This is a genomic window from Microbacterium sp. ARD31 (assembly GCF_031844425.1).
This window is the reverse complement of sequence record NZ_JAUZVE010000001.1, coordinates 80,864-97,194: the sequence shown is the minus strand read 5'-3', so window position 1 is coordinate 97,194 and position 16,331 is coordinate 80,864. Positions and strand designations below refer to the sequence as shown.

At 70.6% G+C, this 16,331-nt stretch carries 15 protein-coding genes; 2 read left to right on the top strand and 13 right to left on the bottom strand.

Annotation, left to right across the window (positions count from 1 at the left end):
- Positions 1-104: 104 nt before the first annotated feature.
- From Q9S36_RS00450 to Q9S36_RS00395, 12 genes are all read right to left on the bottom strand, one after another.
- Entirely contained in the window at positions 105-1,115 is a 1,011-nt protein-coding gene (locus Q9S36_RS00450) for a cell division protein FtsQ/DivIB (protein ID WP_396653709.1), read from the bottom strand.
- Positions 1,116-1,117: 2 nt separating this feature from the next.
- A complete protein-coding gene (gene murC, locus Q9S36_RS00445) occupies positions 1,118-2,512 on the bottom strand; it encodes a UDP-N-acetylmuramate--L-alanine ligase (RefSeq protein WP_311283530.1) in 1,395 nt (464 codons plus the stop codon).
- A gap of 62 nt (positions 2,513-2,574) precedes the next feature.
- Entirely contained in the window at positions 2,575-3,648 is a 1,074-nt protein-coding gene (locus tag Q9S36_RS00440) for a UDP-N-acetylglucosamine--N-acetylmuramyl-(pentapeptide) pyrophosphoryl-undecaprenol N-acetylglucosamine transferase (protein ID WP_311283529.1), read from the bottom strand.
- A gap of 10 nt (positions 3,649-3,658) precedes the next feature.
- Positions 3,659-4,873: a putative lipid II flippase FtsW gene (gene ftsW / locus Q9S36_RS00435; RefSeq protein WP_311283528.1), complete on the bottom strand. Its 1,215-nt coding sequence runs from the start codon at positions 4,871-4,873 to the stop codon at positions 3,659-3,661.
- A complete protein-coding gene (murD, locus tag Q9S36_RS00430) occupies positions 4,830-6,371 on the bottom strand; it encodes a UDP-N-acetylmuramoyl-L-alanine--D-glutamate ligase (protein WP_311283527.1) in 1,542 nt (513 codons plus the stop codon). Before murD ends, ftsW begins: the two co-directional genes overlap by 44 nt.
- Entirely contained in the window at positions 6,368-7,477 is a 1,110-nt protein-coding gene (gene mraY, locus Q9S36_RS00425; protein WP_064002343.1) for a phospho-N-acetylmuramoyl-pentapeptide-transferase, read from the bottom strand. The genes murD and mraY overlap by 4 nt, the downstream gene beginning before the upstream one ends.
- Positions 7,474-8,886: a UDP-N-acetylmuramoyl-tripeptide--D-alanyl-D-alanine ligase gene (gene murF, locus Q9S36_RS00420; RefSeq protein ID WP_311283526.1), complete on the bottom strand. Its 1,413-nt coding sequence runs from the start codon at positions 8,884-8,886 to the stop codon at positions 7,474-7,476. The genes mraY and murF overlap by 4 nt, the downstream gene beginning before the upstream one ends.
- 28 nt (positions 8,887-8,914) lie before the next feature.
- Positions 8,915-10,726, bottom strand: a complete 1,812-nt coding sequence (locus Q9S36_RS00415) for a penicillin-binding protein 2 (RefSeq protein ID WP_311283525.1) — start codon at positions 10,724-10,726, stop codon at positions 8,915-8,917.
- A 4-nt stretch (positions 10,727-10,730) separates the two neighbouring features.
- A complete protein-coding gene (locus Q9S36_RS00410) occupies positions 10,731-11,339 on the bottom strand; it encodes a hypothetical protein (RefSeq protein WP_311283524.1) in 609 nt (202 codons plus the stop codon).
- A complete protein-coding gene (rsmH, locus tag Q9S36_RS00405) occupies positions 11,336-12,337 on the bottom strand; it encodes a 16S rRNA (cytosine(1402)-N(4))-methyltransferase RsmH (protein ID WP_396653708.1) in 1,002 nt (333 codons plus the stop codon). Before rsmH ends, Q9S36_RS00410 begins: the two co-directional genes overlap by 4 nt.
- A gap of 62 nt (positions 12,338-12,399) precedes the next feature.
- Positions 12,400-12,831 carry a division/cell wall cluster transcriptional repressor MraZ gene (gene mraZ, locus Q9S36_RS00400; RefSeq protein ID WP_064002348.1) on the bottom strand — a complete coding sequence of 144 codons (432 nt, stop codon included), beginning with the start codon at positions 12,829-12,831 and terminating at the stop codon, positions 12,400-12,402.
- A 219-nt stretch (positions 12,832-13,050) separates the two neighbouring features.
- Entirely contained in the window at positions 13,051-13,428 is a 378-nt protein-coding gene (locus Q9S36_RS00395) for a DUF3040 domain-containing protein (protein WP_217531274.1), read from the bottom strand.
- Positions 13,429-13,488: 60 nt separating this feature from the next.
- Here Q9S36_RS00395 and Q9S36_RS00390 point away from each other — a divergent pair, with 60 nt between their 5' ends.
- On the top strand, positions 13,489-14,586 hold the full coding sequence (locus Q9S36_RS00390; protein ID WP_311283522.1) for a polyprenyl synthetase family protein: 1,098 nt from the start codon (positions 13,489-13,491) through the stop codon (positions 14,584-14,586).
- Between the two features lie 35 nt (positions 14,587-14,621).
- On the opposite strand, the gene Q9S36_RS00385 is transcribed toward Q9S36_RS00390, so the two are convergent.
- A complete protein-coding gene (locus Q9S36_RS00385; protein ID WP_311284434.1) occupies positions 14,622-14,948 on the bottom strand; it encodes an Rv2175c family DNA-binding protein in 327 nt (108 codons plus the stop codon).
- Positions 14,949-15,103: 155 nt separating this feature from the next.
- Here Q9S36_RS00385 and Q9S36_RS00380 point away from each other — a divergent pair, with 155 nt between their 5' ends.
- Positions 15,104-16,303, top strand: coding sequence for a LysM peptidoglycan-binding domain-containing protein (locus Q9S36_RS00380; RefSeq protein ID WP_311283521.1), 1,200 nt, complete (start codon positions 15,104-15,106; stop codon positions 16,301-16,303).
- The last annotated feature ends 28 nt before the right edge of the window (positions 16,304-16,331 follow it).

Below are 16,331 nucleotides of genomic sequence, written 5' to 3'. Positions count from 1 at the left end.
AGGTTTAAAGAATTGCCGAGTATGCAATTCCCGATTCCGAACGTAGGCGGCGCAGCGCCGCTCAGCCGCAGCGTCGTGGGCGTGTCGCGCGATCTGATTCCGCGTCAGCGGATGACGACCGCGTCCGGCGACGAGATGTCGTACTCGTCGACCTCGGACGGCGGCTTCGCGGTCATCGCGGCCTGCAGGACGCGAGCCTTCTCGACGGGGTCGGCGGAGCTCCCCCACACGACCTCCGCCCCCTCGATCGTAAGGGTGACATCGTCGGGTGTCGTCGCCGCCATCGCCGTCACCTGCGTGCGCAGGTCGGCCGGGAGCGAGCGGTAGACGGCCCCCACGGCGCGGAACGCGCGCGACCCGGCGCCGCCGGTCGCCTCGATCACCGGGTACCCCTCGGGCGCCTTTTCGCTGGTGGAGAGGACGACGCCGGCCGCATCGACGAGCGAGAATCCGCCGCGCGTCGACACCACCCCCACGGGGGTGCGTTCGATGATCTGGACGACGAGCTCCTGCGGCGGACGCGCTTCAATGGAGTAGCTCTCGACGAGCGGGAACCCGACCAGCGCGGCCTTGACGGCGCTGGAGTCGACAAGGGCGAGAGGGGTGCCCTTCTCCCCCGCGAGCGCCTGCTCGACGGCACCGCGGTCAAGCCGATCGGTGCCCAGGACGGTGATCTTCGAGACGGCGAACAACGGGCTGTAGGCGGTCGCCACGGCGCCGAGCCCGACGAGCACGACGGCGGCGAGCGACGCCAGCCACGCGTAGCGACGCCGCCGCTGACGGACGGTGAAGCGTCGGACCTCGCGGCGGAGGGCACGCCGGCGGGCGCGGGCCGCCGCCCAGACGTCGCGCAGACCGAGCGGGCGGTCGCCCTCGGCATCCGGAGTCCGTTCGCCGGGCTCCACGTCGTCGACCTCGACCACCGGCTGAGCGAACGGGACGAGGCGGCCCGGCCGCGAGGGCTCGATGACCTCGGTGACCTGCTCCGGCGCTGGTTCGGGATCGTGCACGGGCTGTTCCGCCCGAGGCCGCGGGACGGGCTCCGACTGCGGAGCCGCCGTCGGGGCGGATCGACGTGCCGGCGGCGTCGTCGGCAGGGGGGACGGCCGCCGCACGGTCAGTCCTGCCCGAGGGCGTCGAGGACCTGCGGGATGATGCGGTACACGTCACCGCAGCCGAGGGTGATGACGTAGTCGCCGGGACGGGCGATGGATGCCGTGTACTCGGCCGCCTGCTGCCAGTCCGCCACGAAGCGCACCCGGTCCTGATCGGCGAAGGCACCGCTGACGAGGGCGCCGGTCACCCCGGGGACGGGATCCTCGCGGGCGCCGTAGACGTCGAGGACGACCGCGTGGTCGGCGCGGGATTCGAGGACCTCCGCGAACTCGCGGTACATGGCCTGCGTGCGGGAGTAGGTGTGGGGCTGGTGGACGGCGATGATGCGTCCCTCCCCGACGACGGTGCGCGCCGCGCCGAGGGCGGCGTCGACCTCGGTCGGGTGGTGCGCGTAGTCGTCGTAGACCGACACGCCCGCGCGGACGCCGTGCAGCTCGAACCGGCGGATGGTGCCGCCGAACTGCTCGACCGCGCGCAGCGCCGGCTCGAGCTCGTATCCGAGGGTGAGGAGGACGGCGACCGCGCCGGCCGCGTTGACCGCGTTGTGCGCCCCGGGGACGCTCAGGGCGCCCGACGCCGAGCGTCCGTCGTGGTGGAGGGTGAAGGAGACCGGGCCCTCGGTGACGATGTCGCTCACGCGGACGTCCGCCTCGGCGGCCGTGCCGAAGGTGACCACGGTGCGGTGCGACAGCGACGCGGCGACCTCGCGGGCGCCGGGGTCGTCGGAGGAGATGACGACGGCCTGGGATGCGGCATCCGCGAATCGGACGAAACCCTCGTAGAAGGCCTCGCGCGACCCCCAGTGGTCGAGGTGGTCGGGGTCGACGTTCGTGATGAGGGCGACCGCGGTGTCGTACAGCAGGAACGAGCCGTCGGACTCGTCGGCCTCGATGACGAACAGGTCGTCGGAGCCGGTGCCGCTCGAGACGCCGAGGGAGGCGATGACGCCGCCGTTGACGAACGTCGGGTCGGCGCCGATCGCGCGCAGGCCCGTGACGATCATTCCGGTCGAGGTGGTCTTGCCGTGCGCGCCGGCGACGCTCACCAGGCGGCGACCGCCGACCAGCCAGTGCAGCGCCTGCGAGCGGTGCAGCACGGGCACGCCCCGCTCCTTCGCACGCAGGTACTCCGGGTTCTCGGGCCAGATGGCGCCCGTGAACACGACCGCATCCACGTCGTCGGGGAGATTCGTCGCGTCGTGGCCGACGTGGACCTCCGCGCCGCGCGCCGCGAGCGCCTGCATGGCCGCGCTGTCGGAGCGGTCGGAACCCGACACGCGGATGCCGCGATCGAGGAACATACCGGCGAGGCCCGACATCCCGGACCCGCCGATCCCGATGAAGTGGGCGGCGGTGATGTCCGCGGGGATGGGGAGCGTGAGATCGGGGCGAATCATGGCCCGACAAGTCTAGGTCGGGGTGGGCGGCGGGGACGCCGCGGCGCGCTGTGCCGGGCTGCTCAGCGGGCGAGCGCGCGGTCGATCAGTCCGACGACGTTCTCACTCCCCGAACGGGTGCCGACCTGCGCCGCGGCGGCGCGCATGCGCTCGAGCGACGCCGCATCGGACAGGAGCGGCACGACGGTCGAACGGATGCGGTCCCCGGTCAGCTCGGCATCGGGGATCAGCACCGCCGCCCCCGCCGCGACCGCGGAAGCGGCGTTGAGGGCCTGCTCGCCGTTGCCGACCGCGTAGGGGACGTAGACGGCCGGGATTCCGAGCGCGCTGAGCTCGCTCACGGTTGCCGCCCCCGACCGCGAGACGACGGCGTCGGCGAGGGCGAACGCGAGGTCCATGCGATCGATGTAGGGCACGATCCGGTAGGACGGGTCGTCAGGGTCGGCGATGTCGTTGCGCTCCCCCGCGGCGTGCAGGATCTGCCACCCCGCCGCGACCACGTCCTGCCACGCATCGGCGAACGCCCGGTTGAGCCGCACCGCCCCGAGCGACCCGCCGAAGACGAGGAGGACCGGCCGGCCGGCATCCATCCCGAAGGCCGCAGCCGCCTCCTCGCGCAGCGCGCCGCGGTCGAGGTTCACGATCTCGGGGCGCAGCGGCATCCCGACGACCTCGGCACCGCGCAGCGGCGTTCCCTCGAAGGCGACACCGGATGCCGCGGCCCCCCGCGCGCCGAGCACGTTGGCGAGCCCCGGCTTGGCGTTCGCCTCGTGGACGACCACGGGGATGCGGGCGCGGCGGGCGGCGACGTAGGCGGGCGCCGAGGCGTACCCGCCGAAGCCGACGACGACGTCGACGGCGCGCTCGCGGATGTGGTGCCGGACCTGGCGCACGGCGCGGGCGAACCGTGCCGGGAATCGGAGCGCCGCGGCATCCGGTCGACGCGGGAAGGGGACCTTGTCGACGAACAGCAGCTCGTATCCCCGCTGCGGGACCAGTCGGGCTTCGAGGCCCTCACGGGTGCCGAGGACGAGGACGGTCGCGCCCGGATCACGGGCCATCAGGGTGTCGGCGACGGCGAGCAGCGGATTGACGTGGCCCGCGGTGCCACCGCCGGCCAGGAGGTACGTGGTCACCGGATCGAGCCTACCGGCGGGTCGGAGCGGTGCCCGGCACCGAGGTGGGCAGCGTCCGCGCGAAGGCGAGGAGCACCCCGCACGCCATCAGCACCGAGACGAGCGACGTGCCGCCCTGCGACATGAACGGCAGCGGCACACCCAGCACCGGGAACACCCGCAGCACGACCCCGATGTTGATGAGGGCCTGACCGACGATCCAGACGGTGATACCGCCGGCGGCGATGCGGATGAAGGGGTCGTGGGTCTTGCGGATGACGTGGAAGGCGCCGACCGCGAACAGCGTGAACAGCGCGAGCACGACGATGCACCCGATGAGGCCGAGTTCCTCGCCCACGATCGCGAAGATGTAGTCGTGGGATGCCGCGGGCAGCCACGCGTACTTCTCCCGCGAGTTCCCGAGGCCGAGACCGAAGACACCGCCGCTGGCGAGGCCCCAGATCCCGTGGAGAGGCTGGTAACAGCCGTCGTAGTAGTCGTCGATGCAGTTCGGGTCGAGGAAGCTCGTGATGCGCGCCATGCGGTTCGCACTCGTGAGCGCCAGGACAGCGACGACGACGGCGGCGGCGACGACCGGGATGATGAACACCCGGAGCTTCACTCCGGAGAAGAACAACGCCCCCAGCAGGATCAGCACGAGGATCATCGCCGTACCGAGGTCCTTACCTGCCAGCACTGAGCCGATGACCATGATCGAGACCGGGACGACCGGGATGAAGACGTGACGCCACAGGCCGAGGAGGGTGTGCTTGCGATAGAGGACGTACCCGAGCCAGAGCGCGAAGGCCAGCTTCAGGAACTCCGACGGCTGCGCCTGGACACCTGCGATCGAGATCCAGTTGCGGTTCCCGTCGAAGTCGTAACCGAGCCCGGTGAACACGAGCAGCTGGAACGCCTGAGCGAGGCCCAGCGCGATCCACGAGATCCGCTTCCAGAAGAGCACCGGCAAGCGACTGAACACGAACATCAGCGGCACGCCGAGGATCGCGAACATGGCCTGCCGCATGACGGTCTGGAAGGGCCCGCCCTCGCCGGACGTGGCCATCGTCGCCGACAGCACCATGACGAGTCCGAAGATCGTGAGGATCAGCGCCGTCGAGGCGATGAGCAGGAACTCGCTCGGGACCGGCGCGAAGACCTTGCCGAGGGCGACGCGCGCCGTGAAGGCGGAGGAGCCGCGGTCAGCCGGATCCGACGGGGCCGGACGGTCGGTCGTGGTCGTCACCGGCGTCCTTTCCCATCCGTGCGTTCACCGCGTCGGCGAAGCGCCGGCCGCGATCCGAGTACGAGGCGAACTGGTCGAACGATGCCGCAGCCGGAGCGAGGAGGACCACGTCTCCGTCCTGCGCGACGTCTGACGCCAACGCGACGACCTCGGTCATGACGTCCTCAGTCTGAGCGTGATCGACCTCGAACAGCGGCACCGCCGGCGCGTGTCGCGCGAATGCCGCGACGATCGTGGACCGTTCGACGCCGATGACGATCGCGGCCTTCACCCTGGGACCGCGCGCGGCGACGAGGTCGTCGATGTCGACGCCCTTCAGCAGCCCGCCGAGGACCCAGACCGCGCCGGGGTACGCCTGGAGGGAGGATGCCGCGGCGTGCGGATTCGTCGCCTTGGAGTCGTCGATCCAGGTGACACCATCGGCGACGCCCACGACCTCGATCCGGTGCGGGTCGAGGCGGAAGCCACGGAGAGCGTCGCGGATCGCCGCGGGCGGGACGTCGAGGGACCGGGCGAGCGCGGCGGCAGCGAGGATGTTCGCAACGACGTGCGGAGCGGCGAGCCCGGCGTCGGCGAGCTCCGCCACGGTCGTGAGCTCGAGCGCGTTGGTGCGCCGCTCCTCGAGGAACGCACGGTCGACGAGGATGCCGTCCACGACGCCGAGATCACTCGGCCCCGGGACGCCGAGATCGAAGCCGATGGCGCGGCATCCTTCGATCACCTCCGCGTCCTCGACCATCTCGCGGGTCGCAACGTCGCTCTTGTTGTAAACGCAGGCGACCCGGGTGAGCTGGTAGACGACGGCTTTCGCGTCGCGGTACGCGTCGAAGGAACCGTGCCATTCGAGATGGTCGGCGGCGAGGTTCAGGCAGACGCTGGCGTACGGCGAGACGCGGTCATCGCCGTCCTGCAGACCGAGGTACCAGAGCTGGTGGCTCGAGACCTCGATGACGAGCACGTCGAACCCGGCCGGGTCGCGCACCGCGTCGAGCACCGGGACGCCGATGTTGCCGCACGGCGCTGCCCGCAGGCCGCCGGCGACGAGCATCGTGGCCGTCAGTTGCGTCGTGGTGGTCTTGCCGTTCGTCCCCGTGATGAGCACCCAGTCCGCGGGCGACCCGTCGGCGCGCAGCACCTTGTCGCGGACGCGCCAGGCGAGCTCGATGTCGCCCCAGACGGCGACACCCGCCTCGCGGGCCCACGTGACGACGGGGTGGTGCGGCGGGAATCCGGGCGAGGCCACGACGACGTCGGGACGGTGCGCCGTGAGCTCCTCGGGGACGGTGTCGAGCGGGCCCTGCCACATCCGCGCCCCGATGACGGGAACCAGTCGGGCGTACTCCTCGGCGGCGTCCTCGGTCACCACCAGGACGTCGGCGCCGAGCTCGGCGAGCGTGTCGGCGACGGAGAATCCCGTCATCGACAACCCGAGGACGACGACCCGGAGCCCCGACCAGTCGGCGTGCCAGCTCGTCAGCCGGCTGAGGTCGGCGGTCATACGGCGGCCAGCCAGCCGACGTAGAAGAGGGCGACACCGAAGATCGCGAAGATGCCGGCGATGACCCACATCCGGACGACGATCGTGATCTCGGGCCACCCGCGCATCTCGAGATGGTGGTGGAACGGGCTCATGAGGAAGAGGCGTTTGCCACCGGTCGCCTTGAAGTAATACCGCTGCAGGATCACCGAGGCCGGGGCGATGATGAAGACGCCCGCGAGGATGACCGAGAGGATCTCGGTGCGGCTGAGGACGGCCATCGCGACGATCACACCGCCGATCGCCATCGAGCCCGTGTCGCCCATGAACAGCTTCGCCTTGGGCGCGTTCCACCAGAGGAAGCCGACCAGGGCTCCGACGAAGGATGCCGCGACGATCGTCAGGCCCATCGGGTCGCGGGTGTCGTAGCAGGCGGCGGTGTACTCGGTGGCGAGCGCGGCGGAGTGGCAGCGCTGCTGCAGCTGCCAGAACGTGACCAAGCTGTACGCCGAGACGGTGAAGATCCCCGCACCGGTCGCCAGACCGTCGAGGCCGTCGGTGAGGTTCGACGCGTTGGACCATGCCACCGACATGAACGAGATCCACAGAAGGTAGAGGATCCAGCCCGCAACCGCCCCGAGCGCCATGAAGGAGAGCGTCGGGATGTCGCGGAAGAAGGAGATGTAGGCGGAGCCCGGGGTCTCGCCGTACTGGTTCGGGAAGTTCAGTGCCATGACGCCGAACGGGACGGCGACGGCCACCTGTCCGACGATCTTGCGCCAACCCGAGAGCCCGAGGCTGCGCTGCGACCGGACCTTCATGTAATCGTCGATGAAGCCGATGATGCCGAGACCCACCATCATCCAGAGGACGAGCAGGCCGGACACGGTGGGTTCCGTGCCCCCCGTGTAGCTGCCGACGAAGAAGCCCACCATCGTCCCCACGATGAAGACGATGCCGCCCATCGTGGGCGTCCCGCGCTTGGTGTGGTGGCTCGGGTTGTTGATGTCCTCCGGCGTGCGGATGACCTGGCCCCACCCGATCTTCCGGAAGACCCGGATGAACAAGGGCGTGAGGAACAGGGTGAATGCCAGCGAGATCGTCGCAGCGGCCAGCAGGGATCTCACGAGAACGATTCTCCCAGACGATCGCCCAGGAACCTGAGCCCCGCCGCGTTCGAGGACTTCACGAGAACCCGGTCGCCGTCGCGGAGCTCGGTCATCAGGTAGTCGTAGGCCTCATCGGCGGTCTCGAAGAACACGGCCTCACCGTCCCAGGAGCCTTCGCTGATGGCGGCGAGGTACAGGCGCCGGGCGGCGGAACCGACCACGACGATGCGCTCGTAGCGGAGGCGGACGGCCTGGAGTCCGATGCGGTCGTGCTCCTCCCCCGCCTGCTCACCGAGTTCGGTCATCGCCCCGAGGACGGCGACCTTGCGCTGCCCGGGTGCGGCGATCTGCGCGACGGTACGGAGGGCTGCGGCCATGGAGTCCGGGCTGGCGTTGTAGGCGTCGTTGATGACACGCACGCGCTCGCTCCCGAGCGGCTGCATCCGCCAGCGCTCGGCGATCTCGACCGTGCCGATCCGTTCGATGGCATCGGCGGGGTCCACCCCCAGCAGTTGGGCGACGGTGATGGCGGCCAGCGCGTTCATGACGTGGTGCTCACCCAGCACCCGCAGGTGCAGCGGCAGGCGCCGACCGTCGACGAGGATCGTCGCGGTCGTGCCGGATGCCGTGACGTCGACGTCCTCGGCGCGCACGTCGGCCGACGGGCCCCGCCCGAACCAGCGGACGGCGACGGCGCGCTCCTCGGCGACGGCGGCCATCGCCGCGACGCGGGCGTCGTCGGCGTTGAGGACGGCCGTGCCGCCGGGACGGAGCGCCTGGACGAGTTCGGTCTTCGCCTTCTGCGTCGCCTCGACACCGCCGAACCCGCCGGCGTGGGCGAGGCCCACCATCAGGACGGCACCGATGTCGGGCGTGATGAGCCCGGCCAGTTCGGCGATGCGGCCGGGACGGGACGCCCCGAGCTCGCTCACCAGGAAGCGGGTATCTTCCGTGACGCGCAGCATCGTCACCGGAGCGCCGACCTCGTTGTTGAACGACGCCCGGGGGGCGACGGTGGGGGCTTCGTCCTGCAGGATGCGGGCGAGCAGGTTCTTCGTCGTCGTCTTGCCGTTCGACCCGGTGATCCCCACCACCTGCAGGCCTCCGTGCGCGCGGACGCGGGCGACCACCTCACGGGCGAGGGCGCCGAGGGCGGCGACGGCGTCGGGCACCACGATCTGCGAGACCGGCGCGCCGACGGGGCGCTGCACGATCGCGAGGGACGCCCCCGCCGTGACGGCGGCGTCGACGAACAGGTGGCCGTCGGTCGCGTCGCCGGGCTTGGCGACGAAGACGGAGCCGGGCCCCATCTCGCGGGAATCGGTGTCGACCGTGCCCGAGACGACGGTCTCCGGGGTGTCGGTGCCGTGGAGCTGAAGGGTGCCGCCGACGGCGTGCGTCACCTCGGCGAGCGTCATCCGGATCATGCTGGGGTGTCTCCTCGTGCGCTCGGGTTCAGCCTGTGACGGGCAGGAGGGGGGTCTCCGAGCCCGACGGCATGACGCGGTAGTGCGTGAGCACCTGCGCCATCGCCTTCTTGAACACCGAGCGGTTGGCCGACGACATCCGCTGCTTCTTGGGCTCGTCGAAGACCGTCAGGACAACATACTTCGGATCCTCGGCGGGAGCGAAGCCGACGAGGGACGTGAAGTACAGGTTCGGCTTGTATCCGCCCTTGCCGTCGGAGATCTGCGCCGTACCGGTCTTGCCGCCCATCCGGTAGCCGGGGAGGGCGATGTCGTCGGCGAGCGTCCCCTGCGCGAAGACGTTCTCGAGCATGAGCGAGACCTCGTCGGCGGTCTCCTTCTTGATGACCTGCTCAGGGGCGGCGAGCTTCGGCTCGACGACGGTGCCGTCGGGCTTCGTGCAGGACTCGACGAGCGATGCCGGCATCCGCAGACCGTGGTTGGCGAACGTCTGGTACGCGCTGGCGACCTGGACGGCGGTGACGGTGAAGGCCTGCCCGAAGGTGGTCGCGTAATTCGTCTGGTTGTCCCACGTGTCCGCGGGGGCGATCGTCGTCTTCGGCTCACCCGACCAGTCCAGACCGGTCGGCTGACCGGCGCCGAACTTGGTCAGGTACTCGTACCGCGTCTGCGGGTCGACCATGCCGCCGAATTGCGACATCGCGACGTTCGACGAGGTGACCAGACCGCCGTTGAGCGTCAGGTTCTCGGTCGCGTGGTTCTCGGAGTCGTTGACGACCGCGCCGTTGTCGAACACCATCCGGTCGGGCACCCTGACCGTCGATTCCGGCGTCACGCCGGCCTGCTCGATCGCCGTCGCCGCAGTGACCGGCTTGAAGGTGGAACCCGGCTCGAAGGAGAACCGGAGCAGCCGCGATCCGCGGTCCTCAGGCTCGCTGGCGCCGGGATCGTTCGGGTCGACCGTGGGGGTCTCCGCGAGCGCGCGGATCTTGCCCGTCGCGACCTCCATCACGATGATCCCGCCCCAGTCCGCCTGGTAGCGCGAGGTCTCCTCGGCGATGAGCTGCTGCATGTACCACTGCAGGTCGGCGTCGATCGTGAGGGCGAGGGTGCCGCCGTTCTTCGCCGGCTGCTCGACCGCCGTTCCGGGGATGACCACCCCGTCGGCGCCCTTCTGATAGCGGATGCTGCCGTCGGTGGGTGCGAGGCAGGAGTTCTGGAGCGACTCGACACCCTCGAGGGGCTTGCCGTCGGAACCGACGAAACCGAGGATGTTGCCCGCGACCGCACCGTTCGGGTACGAACGCGAGGCGATCGGTTCGAACGAGATGAACGGGATCTGCAGATCGGCGAGCTGGCGGAACTCCGCCGTCGAGACGAACTTCTTCACGTACTCGAACTGGTCGGCCGGGTCCTTCGCGAACGCATCGTCGGCGATGGCCTGGACCTCGGCGGCATCCTGACCCGTCACCTCGGCGATCTGCGCGGCGATCTCGGGCCACGTCACCAGCACCGTCTTGTCGTTCTCGTCCTTGACGAGCGAGCCGTTCTCGTCCCGCAGGGACATCCCCTTCTCGGCGAGCTTCGGGTTCACGACGACGTGATAGCGCAGCAGGCTCGTCGCGAGCGGAACGCCGTTCGTGTCGACGATCGTTCCGCGCGCACCCTCGAGTTTCGAGGTGACCCGCATCCCCTTGCTGAAGGCGTCGCCGACGTGCTGGCTCGCATTGACGATCTGGATGTCGACCAGGCGGACGACGAAGGAGACCAGGACCACCAGGACGACGGCGAGGGCGACGACGGTGCGACGGCGCGGGCCTCGGGTTGCTCGTGTCGTCATGTTCTCAGTGTGTGCTGGGGGTCGGCAGTCCGTCGGTGATCGAGGGGGGTGTTGGCGTATTGGCCAGCAGATCCTCGTCGATGGACACACCCGAGTCCAGGCTCGCCTCGGGGTCCGTCACGAGCGGGACACCCGCGACGAGGGCGTTCGAGACCGCCGCCCGCGACAGCGCCTCGATCGACGAGGCATCCGATGCGCCCTTCTGCGGACCGAGTGTCGCGCCGTCGCTCAAGCGCAGGTAGTTGGGCTCGCCGCCGGCGACCAGGCCGAGGGCGGCGGCGTTGGCGGCGAGGAACTGCGGCGAGCTGAGCCCCGCGATCTCCTCCTCGAGGATCTGCTTCTGGTAGTTCGCGTCCCGCTGCTGCGCCGTGAGGTCCTTGACCTCGTAGGCACCCTGCGTCGTGACGATCGACAGCCCCATCTGCACACCGGCGATGGCGAGGGCGCCGGCGACCGCGACGAGGCCGAACACGAGCCGCGGACGGCGTCGCGGCTGCGGCGCGATGCCGACGCCGGGGCGACCCAGCGGACGGAGGACCGGTGCCGCCGAACCGAGGACGACCTCATCGCCTGCGCTGTCGATGGCAGTGGTGGCCAGGGCCGGAACGGTCATGACGCCTCCCTCACTCGCTCTGCCGCACGCAGACGCACCGGTGTGGCGCGCGGGTTGCGGGACTTCTCTTCGTCTGATGCCACTTCGGCGCCCTTGGTGAGGAGGCGGAAGCGGGGGGCGTGCTCGGGTGGTTCGATCGGCAGGCCCGCCGGCGCCGTGGACCGCGTCGCCTCGGCGAACACCCGCTTGACGAGGCGGTCCTCGAGGGACTGGTACGACATGACGACGATGCGACCGCCGACGGGCAGGATGCCGAGGGCCTCGGGCAGGGCGCGTTCGAGCACCGCGAGCTCGCCGTTGACCTCGATGCGCAGCGCCTGGAACACACGCTTGGCGGGGTGACCGCTGCGCTCGCGCTGCACGGCCACCGGCGTCGCGGCGATGAGGATCTCGACGAGGCGGGCGGACCGGTCGATGGGCGCCTCCTCGCGCGCGGCGATGATGGCTCGGGCGTACCGGCCGGCGAGCTTCTCCTCGCCGTACCGCTCGAAGATCCGGCGGAGGTCGCCCTCACCGTAGGTGGCGACGATGTCGGCCGCCGTGGTCGCGGCGGTCTGGTCCATCCGCATGTCGAGCGGGGCATCCTTCGCGTAGGCGAACCCGCGGTCCGCCTCGTCGAGCTGGAGGGAGGACACCCCCAGGTCGAACAGGATGCCGTCGACCGTCGTCGCTCCGGCGCTGCGCACCGCGTCGGCGATGTCGTCGTACACGGTGTGGACGAGGGTCACGCGGTCCCCGAACCGGGCGAGCCGCTCCCCCGCGATCCGAAGGGCGTCGGTGTCGCGGTCGAGGCCGATCAGCCGCACCTGGGGGAAGCGCTCGAGGAGCGCTTCGGAGTGGCCGCCCATGCCCTCGGTGGCGTCGACGACGACGGCGCCGTCGCGCTGGAGCGCGGGTGCGAGCAGCTCGACGCAGCGGTCGAGGAGGACGGGGGTGTGGATGTCGTCGTAGGCCATGGTGCGTTCGGTTCTGCAGAGGCCCTCGGCCCCGATCCCCATCCGCTCCGACCTGGCGCCGGGGAAGTGCGTCAGGGCGAGCGGCTGGGAGTCGCGGTCGAGGATCAGAAGAGTCCCGGGATCACCTCCTGCTCCATGTCCGAGTACGTGTCTTCGTTGCTGTCCGCGTAGGCGTTCCAGGCATCGGCGTTCCAGATCTCGGCGTGCGCGCCGACACCCGTCACGACCAGTTCGCGCTCCAGAGCCGCGTAGGTCCGAAGGTGCGGCGGGATCGTGATCCGGTTCTGCGAATCGGGCTTCTCCGCACTCGCGCCGGAGAGGAACATGCGCTGGAAGTCGCGCGCCTGCTTGTTGGTCAAGGGGGCTTCGCGGATGCGCTCGTACACCCGCTCGAACTCCGCCGAGCTGAAGACGTAAAGGCAGCGCTCCTGGCCGCGGGTGATCACGACGCCGGGGCCGAGGTCGTCGCGAAACTTCGCCGGCAGGATGACCCGACCTTTGTCGTCCAGCTTCGGGGTGTGGGTGCCCAACAACATCGCTCGGTCACCCCCTTCGTCCGGCCCGCTCCAGGATGACGCCACTTTACTCCACTTTCCTCCACTCCGCGACAGATTCCCGCCCCGATGCGCTCTCGTCTGCGCTCATCGGGGTCGGCCACGCCGAGCGCCCCCGCCCGGGCACCCTGCGAGGGCACAAAAAAAGCACCGACCCGGAGGTCGGTGCTTCAGAAGTGGAGGGGTGTGGAGGAACTCAGATCATCGATCGTCGTTGCGTCGATCCCACCGGTCGTTCATGCGGTCCATGAAGGAGGCGGATGCCGGCGCCTTCGCGGCGCGCGGCTTGCGCGACCCCGTCGCGGCCCGGGCGGCAGCGGCACCCTTAGCCGGGGTGAAGGCGAGGACGACACCGCCCACCATCACGACAAAGGCGATGACGCCGATGACGACGAGGGATGTGGCCACGCCGACGACGAGCCCGGCGATGCCGAGGAGGACGATGACGGACCCGTAGACGATGTTGCGATAGCTGAGGGGGGCCGCGCCCCGGTCCGCGCTGACAACATCGGCGTCGTTGCGCATGAGATGGCGTTCCATCTCGTCCAGCAGACGCTGCTCCTGCTCTGACAGTGGCATGCATCCCCCTCGGGTCGGTCCATCAAGTGTACGCGTGCGCGCGATCACTAGGCTAGGCCCGTGTCCTCTTCCCCCGACCCGATCGTGGCCGTTTCCCAGCGAGTCGAGAGGTTCCTGCAGGCGCAGCGCGATGCGGTCGCGGATTTCGGCGAGGAAGCCCGGTCGTTCGTGGATTCCGGCGCCGCCGCCGCCACCGGTGGGAAGGGCTTTCGCGCCCGCTTCTGCCTCGCCGGATGGCGCGCGGTGGCCACGGCCGAGGCGCCCGCGCCCGGCCACGTGCCGGAGGTCGTGACCGCGGCATCCGCGGCATTGGAGGTCTTCCACGCCGCCGCCCTCGTGCACGACGACGTCATCGACCGTTCCGACACCCGCCGAGGGCGCCCCGCCGCCCACCGCGCCTGGGAGGCGGCGCACCGCGCAGGTCGCTGGGCGGGCGACGCGGCGGGCTTCGGCACGTCGGCGGCCATCCTCCTGGGCGACCTCCTGGTGGCGTGGAGCGACGACCTCCTCGAAGAGGGCCTGCTGGCCGCCGAACCGAGCGCCGCCGCCCGCGCGCGCGCCGAGTTCGCCCGCATGCGCCGGGAGGTCACCGTCGGTCAGTTCCTCGACATCGCCGAGGAGGCGGTCCACGTCGTCGCACCCGTCGACACGCACCCCGACCGCGCCCTGCGCGTGGCGTCGCTGAAGTCCGCGCGCTACAGCGTGCAGCATCCTCTCCAGCTCGGCGCGGTGCTCGCAGGCGCGGACGACGACCAGTACGCCGCCCTCGCCGCGTTCGGTCACCCCGTCGGCCTCGCCTTCCAGCTGCGGGACGACGTGCTCGGCGTCTTCGGCGACACGACCGTCACGGGCAAGCCCGTCGGAGACGACCTGCGCGAAGGCAAGCGGACGCTCCTCGTCGCCTACACCCGGGCCGCCCTGGCACCGGGGGCCCTCGCCGTCTTCGACGAGCTGATCGGCGACCGGGACCTGACGCCCGAACAGGTGTCGCACCTGCAGCAGACCATCGTCGACACCGGTGCGCTCGCGCGCGTCGAGGATCGGATCGCGGGATGGGCGGCCGAGGCCGACCGCGCCCTCCGCGGCGCACGCCTGGGGCACGCAGCCGTCAGCGAACTCCGCGACCTGGCGCGTGCGGCGACCGTTCGCACCGCCTGAGCGACGACCGCCTCGGCGTCAGACCCCGCGAGGGGTCAGGCCAAGGTCTGCGCGACGCGACGGACCTCGCTCTTGCGGCCCTGTCGGAGGGCATCGATCGGAGCGACGCCGATCGAGTCCTCGGGCGCCAGCAGCCAGTCGATCGCCTCGTCATCCGAGAACCCCGCGTCCTGCAGGACGATGATCGTCCCCCGGAGTGCGGAGATCGGCGCTCCGTCCACGAGGAAGACGGAGGGGACGCGGGGCGCCCCGAATCGCCGCGACGCGATCAGCTGGTGCTCGTCGAGCATCCGGCGCACGCGTCCGAGGGGTTCGCCGGTCAGCTCGACCAGCTCGGGAAGACTCAGCCAATCAGTGGACACGGTCTCGTCAGAACTCACCCCTCCACTATCGCATCCGCGCCGACGCGGCGTTCATCACACAAGTCACATGCGCCTCATCAATTGACACCAGCAACACGGCCGTGACACGGTTCTGCGGGGGGATCGACGAGCTGGGACCGAACGAAGGAACACCTGTGCGCCGTAACGACCTCCTGTCCACCGCCCTGCGCGACAAGCGCACCCCTGCCGTCATCGGCTCGATAGCACTCTCGATGTCGCTCCTGCCGATGGACGCCGCACAGGCCGAAGAGCTCCGGCGGAACACCCCGGAACCCGTCACGGCCAGATCCGCGACCGAGTCCGCCACCGCGGCCACCGTCGTCGGCAGCCCGGCGGCGCGGAAGGCCGTGAAGACCCACGTCGTCGCCCGGGGCGACACGGTCAGCGCCATCGCCGCGGCGAACGGCGTACGCACCGCCGACGTCCTGGCCTGGAACGGCCTGGGCTGGCGGTCGATCATCCGACCCGGTGACGTCCTCCGTCTCGGACCGAAGAGCTCGGGGCGGGATGCCGGGCGCACACCGGCAGCGGCGGCTCCGGCATCCACCTACACGGTGAAGCGGGGCGACACCCTCTGGTCCATCGCCACCCGCCACGGCATGGGCGTCGCCGCCCTCGCTCGGGCCAACGGACTGGGATCGTCGACGATGATCCACCCGGGGCAGAAGCTGACGATCAGGTCGGTGGCCGCCACTCCTGCCGCCGCCTCCCGCCCCAGCGCACCCCGACCCGAGAAGGCCGGCCCCGTGCACGAGGTGTCCGCGGGCGAGACGCTCTGGGCGATCGCGCAGCGCAGCGGTGTCAGCCTCGGGCGACTGCTCGCCGCCAACGGCCTGGACGAGGGCTCGATCATCTATCCGGGACAGAAGCTCCGCATCCCGACCGCCGCGGCGCCCTCCCCCGCCTCGAGTGGCGCGGCTTCCGTCGCCCTGGACGCCGAGCAGATCGCCAACGTCAAGACGATCATCGCGGTCGGACGCGAGCGCGGCGTCTCGCGCGACGGCATCGCGATCGCCCTGGCCACGGCGATGGTGGAGTCCTGGATCCGCAACCTCGACGGCGGCGACCGCGACTCGGTCGGCCTCTTCCAGCAGCGCCCGAGCGCGGGCTGGGGCTCGGTGGCCGAGATCCGCGACCCGCGACGGTCCGCGGCGGCGTTCTACGGCGGCTCCGCAGACCCCAACGGCGACCGGACCCGCGGCCTGCTCGACATCGAGGGGTGGGAGGACATGGCCTTCGGCGACGCGGCCCAGGCCGTGCAGATCTCCGCCTACCCCGAACGGTACGGACCCTGGGAGGCGCAGGCGTACCGCTGGCTCGAGACGTACGGGTGATTTCGTCGGCCGACCGGCTCCGGGGGTG

Coding starts and splice junctions, on each gene's coding strand:
- murC (WP_311283530.1), bottom strand. CDS start 2,512: ATGATTCGCCCCGATCTCACGCTCCCCATCCCCGCGGACATCACCGCC.
- murD (WP_311283527.1), bottom strand. CDS start 6,371: ATGACCGCCGACCTCAGCCGGCTGACGAGCTGGCACGCCGACTGGTCG.
- murF (WP_311283526.1), bottom strand. CDS start 8,886: ATGATCCGGATGACGCTCGCCGAGGTGACGCACGCCGTCGGCGGCACC.
- Q9S36_RS00415 (WP_311283525.1), bottom strand. CDS start 10,726: ATGACGACACGAGCAACCCGAGGCCCGCGCCGTCGCACCGTCGTCGCC.
- Q9S36_RS00410 (WP_311283524.1), bottom strand. CDS start 11,339: ATGACCGTTCCGGCCCTGGCCACCACTGCCATCGACAGCGCAGGCGAT.
- rsmH (WP_396653708.1), bottom strand. CDS start 12,337: ATGGGGATCGGGGCCGAGGGCCTCTGCAGAACCGAACGCACCATGGCC.
- mraZ (WP_064002348.1), bottom strand. CDS start 12,831: ATGTTGTTGGGCACCCACACCCCGAAGCTGGACGACAAAGGTCGGGTC.
- Q9S36_RS00395 (WP_217531274.1), bottom strand. CDS start 13,428: ATGCCACTGTCAGAGCAGGAGCAGCGTCTGCTGGACGAGATGGAACGC.